Raw genomic sequence first — 19908 nt, forward strand, 5'->3', positions numbered from 1 at the left:
TAAAAACTGCTTTAACATCAGCGTTTACAGCTTGTTTTCAACAAAGTCTATATATTATATAGGTTAACATTAAAGTTGGCAAGCTATTTTCTAAGCCTTATTTTCGGGCTTTGGTATTGCGAAATGACCCAATGCCTCAATAATTTGATGATACAAAGGTTTAAAGATACAGATATGCAGGCGGTGATAGGGTGGGTGCTGCGTGCCGGTGTTTTTATATCCATGATAGTGGTTTTTATTGGCGGTGTTATTTACCTGTACCGCCACGGACACGATATACCCGACTACCACGAGTTTAAAGGCGTACCGGCTTTTGTGCACAGCGCATCGGGTATTATACACGGCATATTTACCGGCCGGGGCAGGGCCATTATACAGGCAGGGATAGTTTTGCTGATAGCCACACCCATTGTAAGGGTTGCGTTTAGCGCCGTTGGTTTTATTATCGAAAAAGATACCTTATACACCTGCATTACCTTTATCGTACTGCTTATTATCCTCATCAGCGCGTTTACCGGTTACGCTGGTTAATTTTTAAAACCATTTTGGCCTTGCCCTGCTATATATTATATGCGCAGGCAGGCGGTACAATCATCAGCTTTAAAAAGCATTGGCTATAACACCGAAAAATTCATCCTCGAACTTGAATTTAGAGAGGGAGGCGTGTGGCAATACTTTAAATTTAAACCGGGGGCTTATAAAAAGTTTACAAGCAGCGAGTCGCTGGGTAACTTTTTTGTAACCAAAATTAAAGGCAAATACCGCGAGGAAAAGGTGGGGTATTAGTTATTTAAGCGCATGCGCTTTTGCTCGTCTTCGCTGCCGGTTACGTGGTTGGCCGCACCTTTTACGCTTGTTTTACCAAAGCGGTAACTAAAGCTTAGCACTATCTTCCGGTACTCGCGCCTGTCAACCATGGTGCGGTTAAGGTTTTGGTAATTGGTAAAAACGCGGTCCTGGTTGGTTTTAAATATATCGGTAACGGCAAGGCTTAGCTTACCCAGTTTATTAAGTATTTGCTTGCTTATACCCGCATCAACAAAATAATTAGGCCTTACATTGTTGATGCCATAAAAGGTAGCTGTTTCGTACCTGCCGGATATTTCCGCGCTTATGGTATTGTTTAGCGTAAAATCCTGCGATGTTTGAATGATAAGGTCGCCGGTTCCTTTATTTAAATTTCCATACATCGCGTAAGCAACATACCGCTGGTAAGATGCATCAATATCATACCTGCTGCCCCACCACGATGTAAACCTTATTGGCGTGTTAAGGTTAATGCCGTAAGTATAAACACGCCCCAAATTAACATCGGTTGTAAGTATCACCTTGCTGGCATCGTTTTGCTCATAAAAAGGGAACGAGGCCCCCGTAAGTAAAGTAGCATATAAGGATGTAACAGTTTCGCTATTGTAGGTATGGCTCAACCTTAACGTGTTATTATAATCGGGCATTAGGTACGGGTTGCCGGCCTGGTAGTTATACAGGTCTAAAAAGTATAAAAAGGGGTTTAGCTTATCATATGTAGGCCGCTCTATACCGCGGGTAAATGCCAGGCTGTACTCGTTTTTATCGTTGTGCTTGTAACTCAATAACACCGTAGGGAAAATGTTAAAGTATTTACGAACAGTTTGTGTTTTGTTGGTTACCGAGTTGCCATTTGTGTTGGTGTATTCGCCGCGCAAACCACCGTCGAACCCGAATTTACCAAATTTACCGGTGTAGTTGACGTAAGCGGCGCCAACGCTCTCGGTAAATAAAAAATAATTGCTGTAGGCAGGGTCGGCAGTGTAAACGCCATTTACCTGCGGGCCAAAAACAAGATTGTTATCGGTTAACGTACGGCTAAATTTTAAGCCCGCATCAAACCTGGCATCTTTTGGCAATGGGTTAGTATAGGCCAGCAGCGCTGTCCAGTTATTCATTTTAGTTGGCGATATATTTTGCAGCAGCAGCGGGTCGCGGTACATACTGCCGTCAGCTTCAAAAAACTGATTGGTAATATACTCTGCCGAGTGGCGTTTGGCCCGGGTATAAGTAAGGTTGGCACTAATTGTTTTGCCTTTTTTATCAAGCGTGCCGGTGTAATTAATATTGTAGTTTATATTGCTGATATCCCTGTCGATATTTGAATTTGCCAATATGGTAGAGTCAAGCACGCCCTGGTATGATATCTGCAAATTGTTGTTTTTATCAAAGGTGTTGTTATTAACAAATCCGCTTACCAAAAAGCCAATGCTGTTGCCGGGCGAAAGTATAAAATCGGTACCAAGCCTAAAGTTATGGTTTTGATACTCTTGTATGCTGTTATATGTAGTATTGTATGTGCTTTGCACCCCGGCAAAATTAATGCGGCGGCCTGTATAAAGCTCTTTCCAGGTTTTATTGGCATTTACACTATAGCTGCCAAAAATATTGTAGCTGGCTGTGCGGTGGTTAAACGTAACCCCGGTGCTTGCCTTGTAATACCTGCCGTAACCGGCCGAAGCGCTGAAGGTGCCGTTTGTGCCAAAGTTTGTGCCCTTTTTATAAATAATGTTGATGATACCGCCCGCTGCAGCGTCGTACTTGGCAGAACCGCCTGTTAAAACTTCCATCCTATCTATACTGCTGCCTTGTGTGCTTTTTAAAAGCGCGGCCAGGTCGGCACCTGTAAGGTTGGTGGCCTTACCGTCAATTAGTATCAATGCATCCTGCCTGCCGCTAATGCTTACATTATCGTTATTGCCAACCCTAACGCCCGGCGATTGCCTTAAAATATCCAGTACCGATTGTCCGTCGGCTATAATACTGGCGGCAGGGTTAATTATCATTTTACCGGGCCGCACCTCTATAAAAGGTTTTTTGGCCATAATAGAGATCTCTTTTAACTCGTTGCTGATAGCAGCCATGGTAATTGGCAAAGATGTTACAGTTTGCCCCTGGCTAAGCGTGTAACTTTTAGAGTAAGCTTTTTTGTAGCCCAGCCTTGTTGCGAGTATTACATAACTGCCTGCTGCGATATTTGAAAACTGGTATGTACCTTTCTCATTTACCAATGCCGACATCACCACCGATGAATCGGGAAGGTTTAATAAAATAACGGTTGCTGCATCAGCAGGTTGATCGTTTTGTATGAAAACGTTGCCGCGTATTGTGGAAGAACCCGTTTGGGCGTAACAAAAACTAAATATGCTTGCCAGGAAAGCTATAAAAAAGCATCCGATTTTAACCCTCATTAATGTACCTCGTAGAAATTTTCCTTATAGTTATATCCTCAAAAAAAAGTTAAATATAACAACAATATTACATTGTTAATTATACTCTACAGTCCTTTTTACGAATTATACTTATAAATGTTGCTTTTCGTTATTACATATAAAAACTAAAATCCCTTTCAATTTTATTATTTTCGCCAACCAGAAGCCCCCGAATACGATATGAAAAAAATATACCTGCTTGCCCTTGTTTTGTTTACGTGTGTACTTGTAAAAGCGCAGGATCAGCCCGCTAATTATGCAGCCGCGGCAAATAAGTTTAAACAGTTTTATAATAGTAACCAGCCGGATAGCATTTTTAACATGTTTAGCCCCGAAATGAAGGTTAGCCTGCCGCTTGATAAGTTTAAACCTACTACTGTACAGCTAAAATCGCAATTAGGGGCATTAAATAAAACAGAGTTTTTAAAGTATAACCAGCCGCTGGCGGTTTATAAAGCAACATTTGACAATGCAGTGTTCCTGCTTAATATATCCATCAACAATCAAAATAAATTAGTGGGGTTGTTACTAAGCCCTTATGTAGAAGAAGCAAAAACCATAGCGTTGGATGCATCGTTAAAAGAAACACCTATACTGCTTAAAACATTCTCGGGTTCAATTTCGGGTACACTAACTACCCCTGTAAATGTTACCGGTAAAATACCTGTTGTATTGATCATTGCAGGATCGGGCCCAACCGACCGCGATGGAAACAGCGCTAAACTCGGCCTTAACGGCAACACCTATAAAATGCTTGCTAATGAGATGGGTAAACAGGGTATTGCTACCGTACGTTACGATAAGCGCCTTGTAGGCCAAAGCGTAAGTACTACAAAAGAAAAAGAACTGCGTTTTGAAGATTATGTGGATGATGCCGTTGGCTTGATAAATCAATTGAGCCAGGACGGGCGCTTTTCGAAAGTGATAGTTTTAGGCCATAGCGAAGGCTCGCTTGTGGGCTTACTGGCCATACGCGACCAGCCCGCTAACGCGTTTATATCCGTTGCAGGCGCCGGCCGCCGGGCAGACCTTATTGTAACCGAGCAGATGAAATCGCAGCCGCAGTATATCCAGGACAACTTTAAAGTTATGCTGGATAGCTTAAAGCGGGGCAAGTTTACCGATAATATCGACCCAAAACTTTACCCCGTTGCAAGGCCCGATATCCAGCCCTACCTTTTGTCGTGGTTTAGGTACGAACCAGTTAAGGAAATGAAAAAAGCAAAGGTACCGGTGCTTATATTACAGGGTACAACAGATATACAAGTGCCGGTTAGCGATGCTGAAATGCTTAAAAAGGCAAAGTCAGAAGCTACACTGGTGATAATACCGGGCATGAACCATATTTTGAAAGAGGCCCCTGCCGATAAACAACAAAACGCGGCTACCTACAGTAAACCCAACCTGCCACTAAAGCCAGAGTTGGTTACCGCGATAGTGGGTTTTGTTAAGGGATTAAAGTAGATTTCAAATGTGCGGATGTGCTAAGCCTTCCACGCGCCTAATAACCTTCTCAACAAAATAATTTCCGCAGTATGGTATGCGTTATGGTCGGCTATTTGCAGGGCTTCGCGCAGGATACTTTGCCCATCGCCGTGTGGTATGTTTTGGTAAATATCGCCGCTTTTTAGCAGGGTGATGAATTCGTTTCTATCGTCGTTAATTTGTTCGATGGTTTTATTCCATGCCGCGTTATCGACAGGAGCACTTGCTTTTGGCCAATAATCATCGGGCCACTTTGGTGATGGGTGGCTGCCATCTTTACTAAACTGCAGCATATCCCACTGTGCAATGCGTATGTGCTCGGCCAGTTGCCAGATACTGTAGGGAAGATTAGCCGGTTTTACGCCACGCAGTTCGGGCGGTAAACCGCTAAGGGCATCTTTTAAAGTTGCGTGTGCGCCGCCGCCTTCAAGCAGCTTTATCAATTCATTTATTAATATTTTATGCTGATTATCCATAGTTATGCATTTGTTGCTTAACAAATTAGATACGGGTTTGATTTATATGCCTCAAAAGTTTAAGTTTACCAAAGCTAAATTGTACCATAGTGATCAAAAAAATACTATTGATGGCCCTGTATGTGGCTGCATTTACAGCTTGTAAAAAGGATGGCGGAACAATGGAAGATGTTTCGTTGAAAGATGATGCTGCCTTTGTTAGGTATGAGGACCACTTTTTGGATGAATTGTGGAAGAACAACCCTGATTGGGCAACAAGTGTTGGTTATCATAAATACGATAGTGTTTTATTGGTGCCTAACGCTAAAACCCGTGAGCAAGCGGTTAAATTTGCTAAAGTGCAGATGGACTCACTGAGCCGTTATGAGGTTAACAGCTTAAGCGATGCTAATAAGATAGACCACCGCATGATGCAAAACCAGATGGAAAGCCTGCAATGGTACACCGAGCAGTTAAAATCGTACGAGTGGGACCCGTCATCATATAATGTAATTGGTACGTTTGCTACAATCCTTAACGAAAATTATGCGCCGTTAACAAAACGCCTGCGTAGTTTTTATCAAAAGATGGAGAATATCCCCGCTTATTACAAAGAGGCGGAAAAACAACTAAAAAACCCGGTTACCGAACTAACCGACCTTGCCGTAGACCAGAACCTGGGCGGGGTAAGCATCATCGAAAACGACTTTGTTGATTCTGTTAAAAAAACAAATATCCCCGCAGCCGAGCAAAAGCTGATGATAGACCGTGCGAAGCTATCTGCAGATGCCATAAAGGGCTTTGCAACATATTTAAAAGCATTAAAGAATGATAAGCCCCGCAGTTTTAGGTTGGGCAAACAGCTTTACGAATCTAAATTTAAATACGAGATCCAGGCAGAGGGTACGGCCCAGCAAACCTATAACTCGGCGGTTGAGCGTAAAAAATACCTGCACCGCGAAATGGCTAAATTAAGCAGAACGCTTTGGCCAAAGTATTTTGGTACGCAGCCTATCCCTAAAGATTCGCTTGAATTTATTGCCAGGGTGATAGATACGCTATCATCCAAACACGTCGCGCCTGGCGATTTTCAGTCGGCTATTGAAAAGGAGATACCTAAACTAACAGCCTTTATAAGAAGCAAGGACCTGCTTACACTCGACCCGTCAAAGCCGTTAGTGGTACGCAAAGAGCCTGGATATATGGCGGGCGTAGCGGGTGCATCTATCAGTTCGCCGGGCCCGTATGATAAAGGCGGTAATACCTATTATAACGTGGGCAGCCTTGCGGGCTGGTCGGCAGAGAAAGCAGAGAGCTACCTACGCGAGTACAACAATTATACTTTACAGATCCTGTGCATCCACGAAGCTATACCAGGGCATTACACGCAATTGGTGTATTCAAACCAGTCGCCAAGTATCATTAAATCGGTATTGGGCAACGGCGCTATGGTAGAGGGCTGGGCAGTATTTAGCGAACAAATGATGATGGATGCAGGCTTTGGCGATAACGCGCCAGAGATGCGCCTGATGTGGTACAAATGGCACCTGCGGTCGGTTTGTAATACCATTTTGGATTACAGCGTGCATACATCAAACATGACCAAAGAGCAGGCCCTTAAAATGCTTACTAAAGAGGCATTTCAACAGCAAACCGAGGCCGAGAATAAATGGAAGCGGGTTAGTGTGAGCAGTGTGCAGCTCACCAGCTATTATACCGGCTATAAAGAAATAAACGCATTGCACGATGAGTGGAAGAAAAAGCAAGCCGATAAGTATAAAGTGAAGCTGTTTAATGAGAAGTTTTTAAGCTATGGCAGCGCCCCGGTAAAATTTATTAAAGAGGCTATGTTTGCCATACCTAAGCCCGACCCCAAGAGCGGGAATTAATGATCTTTGTCTACTTACTTATAACACCCATAGCTTTTAAGGTGTAATGACAGATATGGGTGTCAGCCTGAGGCCTGTCAAAGGGGTGTGCGGCGGGGCATAGCCCGCTAATGGTTCGACAGGTTTATTAAGACATTCTGCTTTTATCCCATCATGGGTAGCAAAAGCGAAGGGCTGTTGGCAAACTGTACATTTCGATTGCATGGCCACGATAGATGCTTCACTATCGTTCAGCATGACAAATGATATTAATCCGTAAATCTCTTAACTCCGGGTTATTTTTTCTTTTCGTGAACAATAACAAAAATGTCTTCGTTATCTTTTTTCATGAGGTATTTTTCGCGGGCGAATTTTTCGAGCTTGCCCTTGTCCGAGGTGAGTTCCTCCAGATCTTTGTTAACCTTGGCGGTTTCGGTTTGGTAAAAAGCCTGTTCCTGTTTTAGTTTGCTCAATTGCTGGTGATAATCGTACTGCGAAAACAGGTCGTTGGTATCAAAAAAAGTCATCCATACTACAAAGGCCACGGTAACCAGGAAGAATTTGTTCTTTATAAGGTCTAAAAGGCGTCTCATTTGTGCGGGTTCAATTTTCACTTTAAAGCTATTTAATTTCTTTGAAGGTTGCAAATATAATTTAGGGGGTGGATAAAAAAGATTAGATACTAAAGATTAGAGATTAGTTGCTGAAAATCAAATAAATAAAAAGAGGTTGGAAATTAGTAAAACCTAATCTCCAACCTCTTTTCTCCAATCTCTAAAACAGCCTATCTTCTGCCCGATGATGACCTGCTGGCGCCGCTCATGCCGCTGGCACCGCCGCGGCTATTGCCTGCACCACCACTACCGCGATGGCCTGATGGCCTGCCACCTGCACCGGCTCTTTTGTTGCCGCCGCCATGCCTGCCACCAGCCGAACCCGCGCTCTTGGGTGTGCCGTTTTTAGCTTTGCTCATCATCTTCTCCGTCATGGCTTCGTAGCTTAGCGGGTAAGGGTGGCCAAGCTCAACCGGGATCTCTTTGGCAATCAGTTTATGAATATCTTTCAGGTAATCTATTTCTTCCTCGCCGTCGCAAAACGTAAGGGCTATACCGCTGGCACCCGCGCGGCCGGTACGGCCAATACGGTGTACGTATGTTTCGGGGATATTCGGTATCTCGTAGTTGATCACGTGGGTCAGTTCATCGATATCGATACCGCGCGCGGCAATATCGGTAGCAATTAATACACGCGTACTGCGGTTTTTAAAGTTGGCCAACGCTCGTTGACGCGCGTTTTGCGATTTATTACCGTGGATAGCTTCAGCAGTGATGCCTGCGCGTACCAGGTCCTTCACTACCTTATCTGCACCGTGTTTGGTACGGGTAAACACCAGCGCGGTTTTAATCTCTTTGTCTTTTAAAATGTGGTTAAGCAACAGGCGTTTATCATTTTTGCTTACATAGTATAACGACTGCTGAATAGTATCGGCGGTTGATGATACCGGGGCAACCTCAACCTTCGCAGGTTTTTGCAAAATGGAATCGGCAAGGTGCTGGATCTCGTTTGGCATGGTAGCGCTAAAGAAAAGCGTTTGCCTGTTGGCAGGTACTTTGGCTATTATCTTTTTAACATCGTTAACAAAGCCCATATCCAGCATGCGGTCGGCCTCATCCAGTATCAGCATTTTTATCTGGTCGATGTGTACGTAGCGCTGGTTCATCAAATCTAACAAACGGCCCGGGGTAGCTATCAGGATATCTACACCACGGCGCAAGGCATCAACCTGTGGGTTTTGCGATACACCACCAAAAATAACCAGGTTTTTAAGGCCGGTATTTTTACCGTATGCGGTAAAGCTCTCGCTGATCTGGATAGCCAGTTCGCGGGTTGGGGTAAGTATTAAGGCCTTTATCTGTTTTTGCTCCTTGTGCTTTTGCTTATCCAAAAACAATAATTGAAGGATAGGTATAGCAAATGCGGCCGTTTTACCGGTACCGGTTTGGGCGCAGCCAAGCAAATCGCGGTGTTGTAATATATAGGGTATCGCTTGTTCTTGTATGGGGGTGGGGGTTGTATACCCCTCTGTTTTTAAAGCCCTTAAAATAGGCTCAATTAAATTTAAATTTTCGAATGACATGTATTGTTTGTAATGTATATGTGCTAACGCGAAGCATTAAGCGGGTCTGAAGAGTATCTAATGATCAAAACCGTAAATCAACGGGTAATTATGGCAAAGATACGCTTTTTATAACGAAGTAGTAGAAAGGGGTATAATGTGATGAAATAGTGACATGATGGGGAGGTGCGGGGTAGTTGGTGCCGGGTGAACGGAGGGTAGTTAATGGTGAGGAGATGGTTATTGGCAACCATCATAAAGAGATCTTTTACCAATCGGTTTATTATGGCGTTAGCTGCGGCCCAGACTTTACGCTCATATGCGCACGGGCGTTAGGCGCAGGCTGGTATCCGCTTCAATCCTTAACGCGTTTGTTTGAACCATGATTTACTTAATTAAGGGATTAATAGGATTTCTTTTCTGCTCACAACTCATTGACTATTCCACAGAATTTTCTTCCACTATAACTACTTCTTCTTTTTCTTTCCCATCATTCCGTCTTAAAAAAGAGTTCAGCAATATCAAGCCAAAACCAATCATAATAGAAACATCAGCCGCATTGAAAACGCCGGTTTGCAGTGGCCCGAATTTGATGTGCGCAAAATCCGTTACCGAACCATACACTATCCTATCGTACAGGTTGCCCATGCCGCCACCTATACAAAATACTATACCGGTTACCATCAAATTGCTAAGCCCTTTTTTTGTGATGCTGTAAAATAGCGCACCCAACAGCGCAATTGCAGGTAATAGCGTAAGCAATATAAACCTGAAAGGCTGTACCAGCTTAGCGCCGAGGCTTAAAAAAGCGCCGGTGTTTTCTACCCGCAGCAGGGTAAAGTGATCGTTAAAGAAGCTGTAATGGTCGTAATACCCTATATGCGCGCGCATCATTGATTTGGTTACCTGGTCGGCAATTACGTTTAATACCAGTATAACCAGGAAAAATATGATGCGTGGTGTGCCTGTTAATTTCATTGGGGCTAATGTAGAAAACAGATTCTGAAAATCGCGATGCAATCGCAAAACCATTTTAGCACTCGTTACAAACGGGCGCAAGGTGCTAAACAAAAAAGCCTTTAAAGCAAAACTCAAAAGGCTTTTATCATTTGCACATCTGCATATTTGTTACTTTTTCATCATCCCGATGAAATCATCGAAAAGGTATCGGCTATCATGCGGGCCGGGAGATGATTCGGGGTGGTATTGTACCGAAAATGCATTTTTATTCTTAACACGGATCCCTTCGATCGATTGATCGTTAAGGTTTACGTGAGTAATTTCTACTTTATCAGATGCCCTCACCGCTTCCTGCACCACACCAAAACCATGGTTTTGCGAGGTTACTTCGCAATGGTTGATGATAACGTTCTTAACCGGGTGGTTTAAGCCACGGTGGCCATTAAACATTTTTTGGGTTGGTATATCATTAGCCAAAGCCAGTAACTGGTGACCCAGGCAAATGCCAAACATTGGCTTATCGGTCTCCAATATCTTTTTTACGGTATCAATGGCGTAAGGCATAGCAGCCGGGTCGCCGGGACCGTTTGATATAAAATATCCCGACGGGGCAAAATCCTTCTCCATTTCCTCAAAGGTGGTTTTTGCCGGGTAAACTTTGGCGTAAACGTCGCGGTCGTCAAAATTGCGGAGGATATTTTTCTTAACACCAAGGTCTAAAACGGCTACTCGGTAGGCAGCGTTTTCGTCGCCAAAAGTGTAAGTTTCTTTGGTGGATACCTGTGATGATAGCTCAAGGCCGTCCATATCGGGTGCTTCGGCCAGTTTGGCTTTTAGTTCATCAAGGTCTAAAATTTCTGAAGATATAATAGCGTTCATAGCGCCCTTATCGCGGATGTGGCGAACGATCTGGCGGGTGTCGACATCCGAGATGCCAACAATGTTTTGCTCCTGGAAATAATCCTGGATACTTTCGTTAGCCTGTTTACGGCTGTATGCTATGTTATAGTTCTTACAAACCAGGCCGGCTATCTGGATATTGCCCGATTCAACCTCTTCGGTAGCGATACCGTAATTGCCGATGTGCGCATTGGTGGCCACCATAATTTGCCCGAAGTATGATGGGTCGGTAAAAATTTCCTGGTAGCCGGTCATGCCGGTATTAAAGCAAATTTCGCCTGTGGTAGTACCAATTTTCCCGGCGGCTTTACCGTAAAATACGGTTCCGTCGGCTAATAATAAAACTGCAGGTAATTTGGTGAAATGATTCATTTAGCAAAAAAATTGAAAGGGTTATTGATTCGGATTTTCTGGCACGAAGCTCCGTGAAAACAAACCGGAAGGCTGAAGTAGGATACTACTTTATTCACGCCGCAAATGTAGGGAAAATTTACGATTTTAGATTTACGATTTTAGATTTTTTGAATATTGCAGGATCTTGACTGTTGATGCGACTAAATCCGAAATCGAAAATCCGAAATCCGAAATCAAAATATACCTTTGTGTTACAAAACTAAACAGATACCATGTCGGTAAACAAGGAAGTTAAACGCATTACCACGCATATACTGCAGGAAATGAAGAACCGTGGCGAAAAGATAGCCATGCTTACGGCCTACGATTTTTCGATGGCCGCCATTGTAGATAATGCCGGTACGGATATTATCCTGGTGGGCGATTCGGCCAGTAATGTAATGGCCGGGCACGAAACCACGCTGCCCATTACTTTGGACCAGATGATCTATCACGCGGCATCGGTAGTACGCGCGGCAAAACGGGCTTTGGTAATTGTCGACCTGCCATTTGGGTCGTATCAGGGTAATTCTAAAGAAGCTTTGGCCTCGGCCATCCGCATAATGAAGGAAGCGGGCGCGCATGGCGTTAAGCTGGAAGGTGGTGTAGAGATCGCAGAATCGGTAACCAGGATACTGGCGGCAGGTATCCCTGTAATGGGTCACCTGGGCTTAACCCCGCAATCCATCTATAAATTTGGTACCTATACCGTACGCGCCAAGGAAGAGGCCGAAGCAGCCAAACTAAAAGAAGATGCTTTGAAACTTCAGGAACTGGGTTGCTTTGCTATTGTATTAGAAAAGATCCCGGCCAAACTGGCAACAGAAGTAAGTAAATCCATCAGCATCCCAACCATTGGTATTGGCGCAGGCCAGCACTGCGACGGGCAGGTTTTGGTAATCCATGATATGCTGGGTATTAACAAAGGGTTTAAGCCCCGTTTTTTACGCCAGTACGCCAACCTGTTTGATGTAATGAACGATGCCATCACCAATTATGTTGACGATGTAAAATCAAAAAGCTTCCCGAACGAGAAGGAGGAGTATTAGAAGCCTCTCCCCAGCCCTCTCCAAAGGAGAGGGGGCTTTGATTGGCAATCGTAAATCTAAAATCGTAAATCTAATATCAAAACGTGGCGCGACCGGAATTTAATTATATAAGTAAAGATATTACCGATGCTGATATACTGTATGAGGATAACCACCTGATAGCGGTAAACAAGCGCGCGGGCGATATTGTGCAGGTGGATGATACCGGCGACGAGTCGCTGGATGATAAGGTGAAGCGCTACATCGCCCAAAAATATAACAAGCCAAACGGCGCTTTTTTGGGCGTGGTACACCGGCTGGACCGGCCGGTGAGCGGGGTTATCCTTTTTGCCAAAACAAGCAAGGCATTAGAGCGCATCAACAAAATGTTTAAGGCGCGCGAAATGCATAAAACCTATTATGCCATTGTACGAAAGCGCCCGCAGCCCGAAGCCGGTAACTTGGTACATTACCTTATCAAAAACCCGCAAAAGAACGTTACCAAAGCTCACGACAAAGAAGTTACCGGCAGCCAGCGCAGCGAACTGAATTATAAATTGGTTGGCGAACGGGATGGCTACTATGTGATAGAGGTAGACCCGATAACCGGCCGCCCGCATCAGATCCGCGTGCAGCTATCTACCCTGGGCTGCCCCATAGTTGGCGACAATAAATATGGTTACCCCCGCGGCAGCCTGCGCAAAAGCATATGCTTGCATGCCCGCCGCCTGCAATTTATCCACCCCGTAAAAAATGAACCTATATTAATTGTAGCGCCATTACCAAAAGATGGTTTCTGGGAAAAGTTTGAGGGGTTAATACAGTAGATGTGCTGATGATTTGTAACAAATGTGGTAACGATAATTGGAGTACTTGGAGGTCTTCATCTTCATTTAAAGTCTATAAATATTGCAAGAGTTGTCGGCAAGAAAGGGCTGCCACGTACAACCAAAGAAAAATTGAGGCGTTAGGGAAGCATTCTAACAAACAGTGGCTTAATAAATTGGATAAATTTGAATCCTGTCCAGGTTGTAACAGGAAATGGTCGTTAATTGAGCCGCGAGCTGACAAGAGATACAAGTATGTCTGGACAAAGGATCATATTGTTCCCCTAAATAAAGGCGGCTCTGATAGTATTGATAATATTCAACCGTTGTGTTATCGATGTAATTTTGGAAAAAGATGATAATGTGGGCGTTACCTGCGGCCCGGGCTATCCGCTCATACTGCGCGAGGCATTAGCCACAAGGCCGGTATACGCTGCTAACCCTAACGCATTTATCTGAACCGGAATTTTCAGAATTAAAGAATTTCCAGAATGCCTTTTCTAACGAGCGCGGGGCCTAAACGTCAAAGCGGGCGGGCCGGGAGTATGGCGGGACTGTCGGTTTAGCTTTCGAACTCGCGCATGCGGGAGAAAGCGTTAAGAACTGGCAGGGCGGGCGGAAGCATCGCTTTGACTTGGCCTTTTCTTTTGGTTCGTTTTCTTTGCGGCTAAGGCAAAGAAAATGAACATCCACAGGCTTAGCCTTAACTTACTGCCGTAACTAACGGTGAACCAATCGCAGACTTGTCTTGTCTAACAAGATTTCTCGTCGCTACGCTCGCTCGAATGACATAAATAGAAAAAATTCTAAAAAGATTCTCACGCTCCGCTCGTAACGACGCTTGGGATCCTACAACCCCCTCACTTTTTCCCACACCTCCTCATCAACCCAAACCCCTTCTTTTAAGCTTTGTTCACGTACGCGCAGCATGTTTTCGCCGGGGAAAAGTATCTCATTATCGCCTTCGGCAGCACTGCTTTTGGTGTAGACCAGTATCTCGTTTATAAGCGAAGCATTTTTTTCGACATCTGTTTTTATAGCAATAAATACCTGCGATACCCCGGTTTCCTTTCTGCCCGATTGGGTTATCACCGGGGTAGAGTCGCCGCCGCTTAATATGGTAGCAAGCAGATCCAACACTAAAGATAACCCCGATCCTTTCCAGAAGCCTATGGGCAATGCCCTTTTGCTTTCCATTATAGTTGCCGCATCGGTGCTTAAATTGCCCTCGTTATTGTACCCGCCGGGCACAGGCAGGGGTTTACCTTGTGCCTGGTACTGCCAAAGCTTACCAAAAGAGTATTGCGACATAGCCATATCCAGCACCACATGCCCACCCTGCCGGGGTACAGCTATAATAAGCGGGTTGTTGCCCAGGCGCGGTTCGGTGCCACCCCAGGGGGGCAGGTTGGCAATGGTATTGGTAAAACAGATGCCGATATATCCCGATTCGGCAGCTTGCAGTCCGTACGTGCCGCCGCGCATCCAGTGGTTGGTGTTTTTAATTGCAACGCAGCCTATGCCGTTATCTTTCGCTAAATCAATCGCCCTATCTATGCAAAACTTAGCGTTCAGCATACCGGGGGCAAGGTTGCCGTCCCATTGCTCAATCGCCCCAAAAGCATTAACCAACGTTGGTATAGCATCGGGCAATACCAGGTTCTCCTTTATATACTCGATAAACACCGGGAAACGGTTAAGGCCATGGCTGTGTACGCCGTCGCGGCTGTTATCGGCAAAAACCGTTGCGCAGGCATCGGCAATGGTATCATCAATATCGTGGCTGATAAGCGCCCGTTTAAATTCGGCTTTAAGTTGTTGATAAGGTATCCGCATAAGGCAAATATAAATTCTTTGGCAGCGCTTTATGAACTATAATTATAAAGCCCCGAAATATTTAGATAGATAAATAGTTATAATAATGCAGCTTTTGAAATCGCTTAACTAAACTATCTTTGCAACTTAAATGAAGAAGAGAAACCTATATTTTTTACTGGCCGGGTTGCTTGTTATAAGTTTTTTTGCCAATTCCTGTAAAAAGGAAAAGCAAAGCAGTATAGCCGGTTTGCTTACTTATGGTAAATGGCAATTAGGCACTGTGATGGAGTATAAATACCTGGGCGACTCTCAGCAATCGGTTGATACACTGGAGTGCGATTCGGCACAAATATTTGTTTTTAATGACGACAAAACTTGCAGCTATACAAATTTTGACTGCGCCCCAGCTACGGTGAATGGAACCTGGTCGCTCTCGGACAATAAACTGTTTTTGTTTGCCGATATTACTTATCCCGAGATCACATCAGCGCACACTAAACAGCCATTTATCAATTCCCGTATAGCAAATTTAGGCGAGTTTTCGATGGTTTTGGAAACAGGCGATCTTCAAACATATTATACTGCTACCGATAACAGAACCATCAGGCGTTATGGATTTACAAGGATTAAGCCTGTAGTTACCAAATAGTTGATAAAATTTTATATTTTGCGTAATAAAATCTACCAGCCGTTTTGAAAAAGAGAATTGCCATTTTTGCTTCCGGATCGGGATCAAACGCCCAAAAGATAATGGAGCATTTTAAGCGCAACGCCGATGCCGAAGTTGTATTGATACTAACCAACAACCCGCAGGCCTACGTTTTGCAGCGTGCCGATAACTTCGAGATCCCGTCGCACATATTTACACGCCACGAGTTTTATGATACCGACGATGTGATAAGCCTGCTTAAAAATCTGCAGGTAGATATTATTGTGCTTGCCGGCTTTTTATGGCTGGTGCCGCCAAGCTTGCTGAACGCGTTCCCCAATAAGATCATTAACCTGCATCCTGCGCTGCTTCCAAAATTTGGCGGCAAGGGTATGTATGGCGATAACGTACACAAAGCTGTGCTTGCAGCCGGCGAAGAAGAATCGGGCATTACCATACACTTCGTAAACACCCAGTTTGACGAAGGCGAGGTGATCCACCAATCACGCTTTAAGATAGAACCCGGCGACAACCTGGAGATGGTAAAATTTAAAGGCCAGCAACTGGAGCACCAGCACTTCCCTAAGGTGATTGAGAATTTGTTAAAAAAGATGAGGTCGTAAAAGTTACAGATTTGGCCTTTTCTCTTGTATAAGTTTATACAATTCATCAAAACTTATTCTGAGCGAATTTGCCGACACCGCAACCGGTGAGCCGTACATCCTGTTATTTAATGATGCTATTCGCCTGCTCAGGGCATTTGGCTGCCGCCTGATGTATCCGTCGGCATCGTTCACCACCACCACAATAATTTTTTGGCGGTTAACATCCACTACGTTTAATCCTAAAACATCTTCCCAGGGTACAAAACCAACTGACAACATGCTTGAGTTATCGGTAAAACCATCGTTATCAATAACAAATCCGGCTTGGGTGTCAAATAATTTATTTACAATGTATAGCGCCACCACTCCAAAAACTACAATGGCCGCAATGCCTATCGCCATAATTAAAATATGGTTACGATGAAACTGGTAGGGATTGCTTACAAACCAAACCCCGGCGGCCACAAACAGTGCCGAGCCTGCAAGGGCTAAGGTCATCTTGGTTTTGCTTAGCGGGATTTCAGTAACATCAAGCGGATTAGTAGGTTGCATTTTGCTTGTGAATTTACTGATAAAGCACCAGGATAAAAGATTTGTTTTGCAATTATTACGGGCATCTTAAACGTGTTGAAAATAATGCATTAATCTCTTCAACTAATCGCTAATTAACTAACCACTAATTAACTAAATTCCTTACCTTTGCGGCTCAAAATTTCCTGTCGTAATGAGTGACTCTGTACAAATAAAAAACGCCCTGATTTCTGTTTATTACAAAGACAACCTTGAGCCTATAATTCATGAGTTGAACCGCCTTGGTGTGAAAATATATTCTACCGGTGGTACCGAAACTTTTATACGCGACCTTGGTGTTGATGTTATTGCTGTTGAGGACCTTACCTCGTACCCATCTATTTTGGGTGGGCGGGTAAAAACCCTGCACCCGAAGGTGTTTGGGGGTATTTTGGCCCGCCGAAGTTTCGACAGCGATGAACAGCAGCTGGCACAGTACGAGATCCCCGAAATCGACCTGGTAATTGTTGACCTGTACCCCTTCGAGGAAACAGTAAACTCGGGTGCCGGGCAGGAAGATATCATCGAGAAGATAGACATTGGCGGTATCTCGCTTATCCGCGCAGCAGCCAAAAACTTTAAGGACGTGGTTATCCTGGCCTCTAAAAACGATTACAACGAGCTTGAAGAGATCCTGAAAACACAGGAAGGTGCAACCACTATAGACCAGCGCCGCCGTTTCGCCCAAAAAGCGTTTAACATCTCATCAAACTACGATACCCATATTTTCCAGTATTTTGACCGTAACCACCCGATGCCTGTTTTTAAACAAAGCATCCAAACCAGCCAGGTTTTACGTTATGGCGAAAACCCGCATCAAAAAGGCATTTTCTACGGGAACCTTGATGCCATGTTCAACAAACTGAATGGTAAAGAGCTATCATACAACAACCTGGTTGATGTTGATGCTGCCGTTGCTTTGATAGATGAATTTACCGAGCCTACAATCGCCATATTAAAACATACCAACGCTTGCGGTATCGCATCGCGCCAGCACATTAAGCAAGCCTGGATAGATGCTTTAGCCTGCGACCCGGTTTCGGCTTTTGGTGGTGTTATCATCGCAAACGATGAAATTGATGCCGCTACCGCGACAGAAATTGACAAGATATTTTACGAGGTATTAATTGCCCCGGCATTTACAGACGAGGCCGTGCAAATATTATCAGCCAAAAAGAACCGCATTGTACTGGTTCGCCAGCCGGTTGAGCTGCCGCTTAAGCAGTTTAAAACTTTACTCAACGGTGTTATCGAGCAGGATAAAGACCTTGTTGTTGAAGGCCCGGCGCAAATGAATTCAGTTACCGATAAAAAGGCTACCGAGCACGAACTGCGCGACCTGCACTTTGCCAACAAAGTTGTTAAGCATACCAAATCAAACACCATCGTATTTGCTAAAGACAATCAGTTAATGGCAAGCGGAGTTGGCCAAACTTCAAGGGTAGATTCTCTGAAACAGGCTATCATTAAAGCCGAAAGTTTTGGGTTTGACCTTAAAGGCGCTGTTATGGCATCTGATGCTTTCTTCCCCTTCCCGGATTGTGTGGAGATAGCTGCCGATGCAGGTATTGCTGCTGTTTTACAGCCGGGCGGTTCTATAAAAGACCAGGACTCCATTAACATGTGTAACCAAAAAGGCATTGCCATGGTTACTACAGGGGTTCGCCATTTTAAACATTAATTTAGAGATTGGAGATCAGTTAATTAAAGATTAGTGCCAGTCAGTTTGTAGTAAAGGTGTTATTGCTTTTATGACCAACTAATCTCTAACAACAAATACGAATTTTAAAAAATTAGAGTTATTAATTACTAATTTACACGCATACCGCGCCCGTGTTATTTGGCGCAAAAACAGTCTTAAATATTACATTTCAGCATAATTAGAAATACCGCCACATGGGTTTATTTAATTTTTTTACACAAGAGATAGCAATTGACCTGGGTACTGCCAATACCCTGATCATACATAATGATAAAGTTGTTGTTGATGAGCCATCCATCGTGGCTTTTGACCGTACAACAAACAAAGTAATTGCCATTGGCCGCCAGGCCATGCAAATGGAGGGCAAAACCCACGATAACATCCGTACCGTTCGCCCGCTTAAAGATGGTGTAATTGCCGACTTTAACGCTGCCGAGCTGATGATACGCGGTATGATCAAAATGATCAATCAAGGCAAAGGATGGTTTTTTCCATCATTGCGTATGGTTATCTGTATCCCATCGGGTATTACCGAAGTAGAGAAACGCGCGGTACGCGATAGCGCCGAAATTGCAGGTGCTAAAGAAGTTTACCTGATCTACGAACCAATGGCTGCTGCCGTGGGTATCGGTATCGACGTAGAGGAGCCTATGGGTAACATGATCATCGATATTGGTGGTGGTACTACCGAGATAGCGGTTATCGCTTTATCGGGTATCGTTTGTGACCAGTCTATCCGCGTTGCGGGAGATAACTTCGACTCTGATATCGTACAGTACATCCGTCGCCAGCATAACATCATGATCGGTGACCGTACTGCCGAAAAAATAAAAATTGAAGTAGGCGCGGCATTGCCGGAGCTTAGTGAACCACCTGCAGATTTTGCGGTACAGGGTCGCGACCTGATGACCGGCGTTCCAAAACAGATCACCGTATCGTATACCGAGATAGCGCATTGTCTTGATAAATCGATCTCGAAAATTGAGGAAGCGATATTAAAGGCTTTGGAGATTACCCCGCCCGAGCTTTCTGCAGATATTTACCAGACCGGTATTTACCTTACAGGCGGTGGCGCATTACTGCGCGGACTTGATAAACGGGTAGCTGCAAAAACCAAACTACCCGTGCACGTTGCCGAAGACCCACTTCGCGCCGTAGTACGCGGTACCGGTACAGCCCTAAAAAATATAGGTAACTTTAAGTTTTTAATGCAGTAATTTCGATATACGGTTTACGATTTTAGATTTACGATTGTGTAAATTCATAAATCGTAAATCGTACATCTAAAATCGT

Annotated in this window: 19 protein-coding genes; 11 read left to right on the top strand and 8 right to left on the bottom strand. The window is 44.2% G+C overall.

Annotated elements, in window-relative coordinates; translation table 11 throughout:
- Positions 1-147 precede the first annotated feature (147 nt).
- Positions 148-531, top strand: coding sequence for a DUF1634 domain-containing protein (locus EWM62_RS09180; RefSeq protein ID WP_129876355.1), 384 nt, complete (start codon positions 148-150; stop codon positions 529-531).
- A gap of 39 nt (positions 532-570) precedes the next feature.
- On the top strand, positions 571-786 hold the full coding sequence (locus EWM62_RS09185) for a KTSC domain-containing protein (protein WP_129876356.1): 216 nt from the start codon (positions 571-573) through the stop codon (positions 784-786).
- Here EWM62_RS09185 and EWM62_RS09190 read toward each other — a convergent pair.
- Entirely contained in the window at positions 783-3218 is a 2436-nt protein-coding gene (locus EWM62_RS09190) for an outer membrane beta-barrel family protein (RefSeq protein WP_129876357.1), read from the bottom strand. The two genes, EWM62_RS09185 and EWM62_RS09190, sit on opposite strands and share 4 nt — an antisense overlap.
- Positions 3219-3419: 201 nt before the next feature.
- On the opposite strand from EWM62_RS09190, the gene EWM62_RS09195 reads away from it, so the two are divergent.
- Complete coding sequence (locus EWM62_RS09195) at positions 3420-4703, top strand: alpha/beta fold hydrolase (protein ID WP_129876358.1); 1284 nt, start codon at positions 3420-3422, stop codon at positions 4701-4703.
- 20 nt (positions 4704-4723) lie between these two features.
- On the opposite strand, the gene EWM62_RS09200 is transcribed toward EWM62_RS09195, so the two are convergent.
- Positions 4724-5200 carry a DinB family protein gene (locus EWM62_RS09200; RefSeq protein ID WP_129876359.1) on the bottom strand — a complete coding sequence of 159 codons (477 nt, stop codon included), beginning with the start codon at positions 5198-5200 and terminating at the stop codon, positions 4724-4726.
- A gap of 89 nt (positions 5201-5289) precedes the next feature.
- Here EWM62_RS09200 and EWM62_RS09205 point away from each other — a divergent pair, with 89 nt between their 5' ends.
- Positions 5290-7068, top strand: a complete 1779-nt coding sequence (locus EWM62_RS09205) for a DUF885 domain-containing protein (RefSeq protein ID WP_238989314.1) — start codon at positions 5290-5292, stop codon at positions 7066-7068.
- A 275-nt stretch (positions 7069-7343) separates the two neighbouring features.
- Here EWM62_RS09205 and EWM62_RS09210 read toward each other — a convergent pair whose 3' ends face one another.
- From EWM62_RS09210 to carA, 4 genes are all read right to left on the bottom strand, one after another.
- On the bottom strand, positions 7344-7640 hold the full coding sequence (locus tag EWM62_RS09210) for an FtsB family cell division protein (protein ID WP_129876360.1): 297 nt from the start codon (positions 7638-7640) through the stop codon (positions 7344-7346).
- A gap of 191 nt (positions 7641-7831) precedes the next feature.
- The gene (locus tag EWM62_RS09215; protein WP_129876361.1) at positions 7832-9184 is read right to left on the bottom strand and encodes a DEAD/DEAH box helicase; all 1353 of its coding nucleotides are present in this window, start codon (positions 9182-9184) and stop codon (positions 7832-7834) included.
- Between the two features lie 417 nt (positions 9185-9601).
- Entirely contained in the window at positions 9602-10141 is a 540-nt protein-coding gene (lspA, locus tag EWM62_RS09220) for a signal peptidase II (protein ID WP_129876362.1), read from the bottom strand.
- A gap of 150 nt (positions 10142-10291) precedes the next feature.
- Positions 10292-11395 carry a glutamine-hydrolyzing carbamoyl-phosphate synthase small subunit gene (gene carA / locus EWM62_RS09225; protein WP_129876363.1) on the bottom strand — a complete coding sequence of 368 codons (1104 nt, stop codon included), beginning with the start codon at positions 11393-11395 and terminating at the stop codon, positions 10292-10294.
- A gap of 254 nt (positions 11396-11649) precedes the next feature.
- Between carA and panB the strand changes: the two genes are divergently transcribed.
- From panB to EWM62_RS19785, 3 genes are all read left to right on the top strand, one after another.
- Positions 11650-12465 carry a 3-methyl-2-oxobutanoate hydroxymethyltransferase gene (panB, locus tag EWM62_RS09230; RefSeq protein ID WP_129876364.1) on the top strand — a complete coding sequence of 272 codons (816 nt, stop codon included), beginning with the start codon at positions 11650-11652 and terminating at the stop codon, positions 12463-12465.
- Positions 12466-12548: 83 nt separating this feature from the next.
- A complete protein-coding gene (locus tag EWM62_RS09235; protein WP_238989315.1) occupies positions 12549-13271 on the top strand; it encodes an RluA family pseudouridine synthase in 723 nt (240 codons plus the stop codon).
- An 8-nt stretch (positions 13272-13279) separates the two neighbouring features.
- On the top strand, positions 13280-13630 hold the full coding sequence (locus EWM62_RS19785; RefSeq protein WP_129876365.1) for an HNH endonuclease signature motif containing protein: 351 nt from the start codon (positions 13280-13282) through the stop codon (positions 13628-13630).
- Between the two features lie 490 nt (positions 13631-14120).
- Here the strand turns inward: EWM62_RS19785 and yiaK are convergent, their stop codons facing one another.
- Complete coding sequence (gene yiaK / locus EWM62_RS09245) at positions 14121-15107, bottom strand: 3-dehydro-L-gulonate 2-dehydrogenase (protein WP_129876366.1); 987 nt, start codon at positions 15105-15107, stop codon at positions 14121-14123.
- Positions 15108-15237: 130 nt separating this feature from the next.
- Between yiaK and EWM62_RS09250 the strand changes: the two genes are divergently transcribed.
- Positions 15238-15738 (top strand): DUF5004 domain-containing protein, encoded by a 501-nt coding sequence (locus EWM62_RS09250; protein ID WP_129876367.1) that lies wholly within the window; start codon positions 15238-15240, stop codon positions 15736-15738.
- A 44-nt stretch (positions 15739-15782) separates the two neighbouring features.
- On the top strand, positions 15783-16361 hold the full coding sequence (gene purN, locus EWM62_RS09255; protein ID WP_129876368.1) for a phosphoribosylglycinamide formyltransferase: 579 nt from the start codon (positions 15783-15785) through the stop codon (positions 16359-16361).
- 3 nt (positions 16362-16364) lie between these two features.
- Here the strand turns inward: purN and EWM62_RS09260 are convergent, their stop codons facing one another.
- Positions 16365-16895 carry an STM3941 family protein gene (locus EWM62_RS09260; protein ID WP_129876369.1) on the bottom strand — a complete coding sequence of 177 codons (531 nt, stop codon included), beginning with the start codon at positions 16893-16895 and terminating at the stop codon, positions 16365-16367.
- A gap of 172 nt (positions 16896-17067) precedes the next feature.
- On the opposite strand from EWM62_RS09260, the gene purH reads away from it, so the two are divergent.
- Both purH and EWM62_RS09270 read left to right on the top strand, forming a co-directional pair.
- Positions 17068-18594: a bifunctional phosphoribosylaminoimidazolecarboxamide formyltransferase/IMP cyclohydrolase gene (gene purH, locus EWM62_RS09265; protein WP_129876370.1), complete on the top strand. Its 1527-nt coding sequence runs from the start codon at positions 17068-17070 to the stop codon at positions 18592-18594.
- A 215-nt stretch (positions 18595-18809) separates the two neighbouring features.
- Positions 18810-19832, top strand: a complete 1023-nt coding sequence (locus EWM62_RS09270) for a rod shape-determining protein (RefSeq protein WP_067054626.1) — start codon at positions 18810-18812, stop codon at positions 19830-19832.
- Positions 19833-19908 lie beyond the last annotated feature (76 nt).

The sequence above is a fragment of the Mucilaginibacter terrigena genome (genome assembly GCF_004168255.1).
Classification (GTDB): Bacteria; Bacteroidota; Bacteroidia; order Sphingobacteriales; family Sphingobacteriaceae; genus Mucilaginibacter; species Mucilaginibacter terrigena.

Bases quoted from the DNA above. Each gene is read 5' to 3' on its own strand.
- EWM62_RS09180 (WP_129876355.1), top strand. From the start codon at position 148: ATGATACAAAGGTTTAAAGATACAGATATGCAGGCGGTGATAGGGTGG.
- EWM62_RS09185 (WP_129876356.1), top strand. From the start codon at position 571: ATGCGCAGGCAGGCGGTACAATCATCAGCTTTAAAAAGCATTGGCTAT.
- EWM62_RS09190 (WP_129876357.1), bottom strand. From the start codon at position 3,218: ATGAGGGTTAAAATCGGATGCTTTTTTATAGCTTTCCTGGCAAGCATA.
- EWM62_RS09195 (WP_129876358.1), top strand. From the start codon at position 3,420: ATGAAAAAAATATACCTGCTTGCCCTTGTTTTGTTTACGTGTGTACTT.
- EWM62_RS09200 (WP_129876359.1), bottom strand. From the start codon at position 5,200: ATGGATAATCAGCATAAAATATTAATAAATGAATTGATAAAGCTGCTT.
- EWM62_RS09210 (WP_129876360.1), bottom strand. From the start codon at position 7,640: ATGAGACGCCTTTTAGACCTTATAAAGAACAAATTCTTCCTGGTTACC.
- EWM62_RS09215 (WP_129876361.1), bottom strand. From the start codon at position 9,184: ATGTCATTCGAAAATTTAAATTTAATTGAGCCTATTTTAAGGGCTTTA.
- lspA (WP_129876362.1), bottom strand. From the start codon at position 10,141: ATGAAATTAACAGGCACACCACGCATCATATTTTTCCTGGTTATACTG.
- carA (WP_129876363.1), bottom strand. From the start codon at position 11,395: ATGAATCATTTCACCAAATTACCTGCAGTTTTATTATTAGCCGACGGA.
- panB (WP_129876364.1), top strand. From the start codon at position 11,650: ATGTCGGTAAACAAGGAAGTTAAACGCATTACCACGCATATACTGCAG.
- EWM62_RS19785 (WP_129876365.1), top strand. From the start codon at position 13,280: ATGATTTGTAACAAATGTGGTAACGATAATTGGAGTACTTGGAGGTCT.
- yiaK (WP_129876366.1), bottom strand. From the start codon at position 15,107: ATGCGGATACCTTATCAACAACTTAAAGCCGAATTTAAACGGGCGCTT.
- EWM62_RS09250 (WP_129876367.1), top strand. From the start codon at position 15,238: ATGAAGAAGAGAAACCTATATTTTTTACTGGCCGGGTTGCTTGTTATA.
- EWM62_RS09260 (WP_129876369.1), bottom strand. From the start codon at position 16,895: ATGCAACCTACTAATCCGCTTGATGTTACTGAAATCCCGCTAAGCAAA.
- purH (WP_129876370.1), top strand. From the start codon at position 17,068: ATGAGTGACTCTGTACAAATAAAAAACGCCCTGATTTCTGTTTATTAC.
- EWM62_RS09270 (WP_067054626.1), top strand. From the start codon at position 18,810: ATGGGTTTATTTAATTTTTTTACACAAGAGATAGCAATTGACCTGGGT.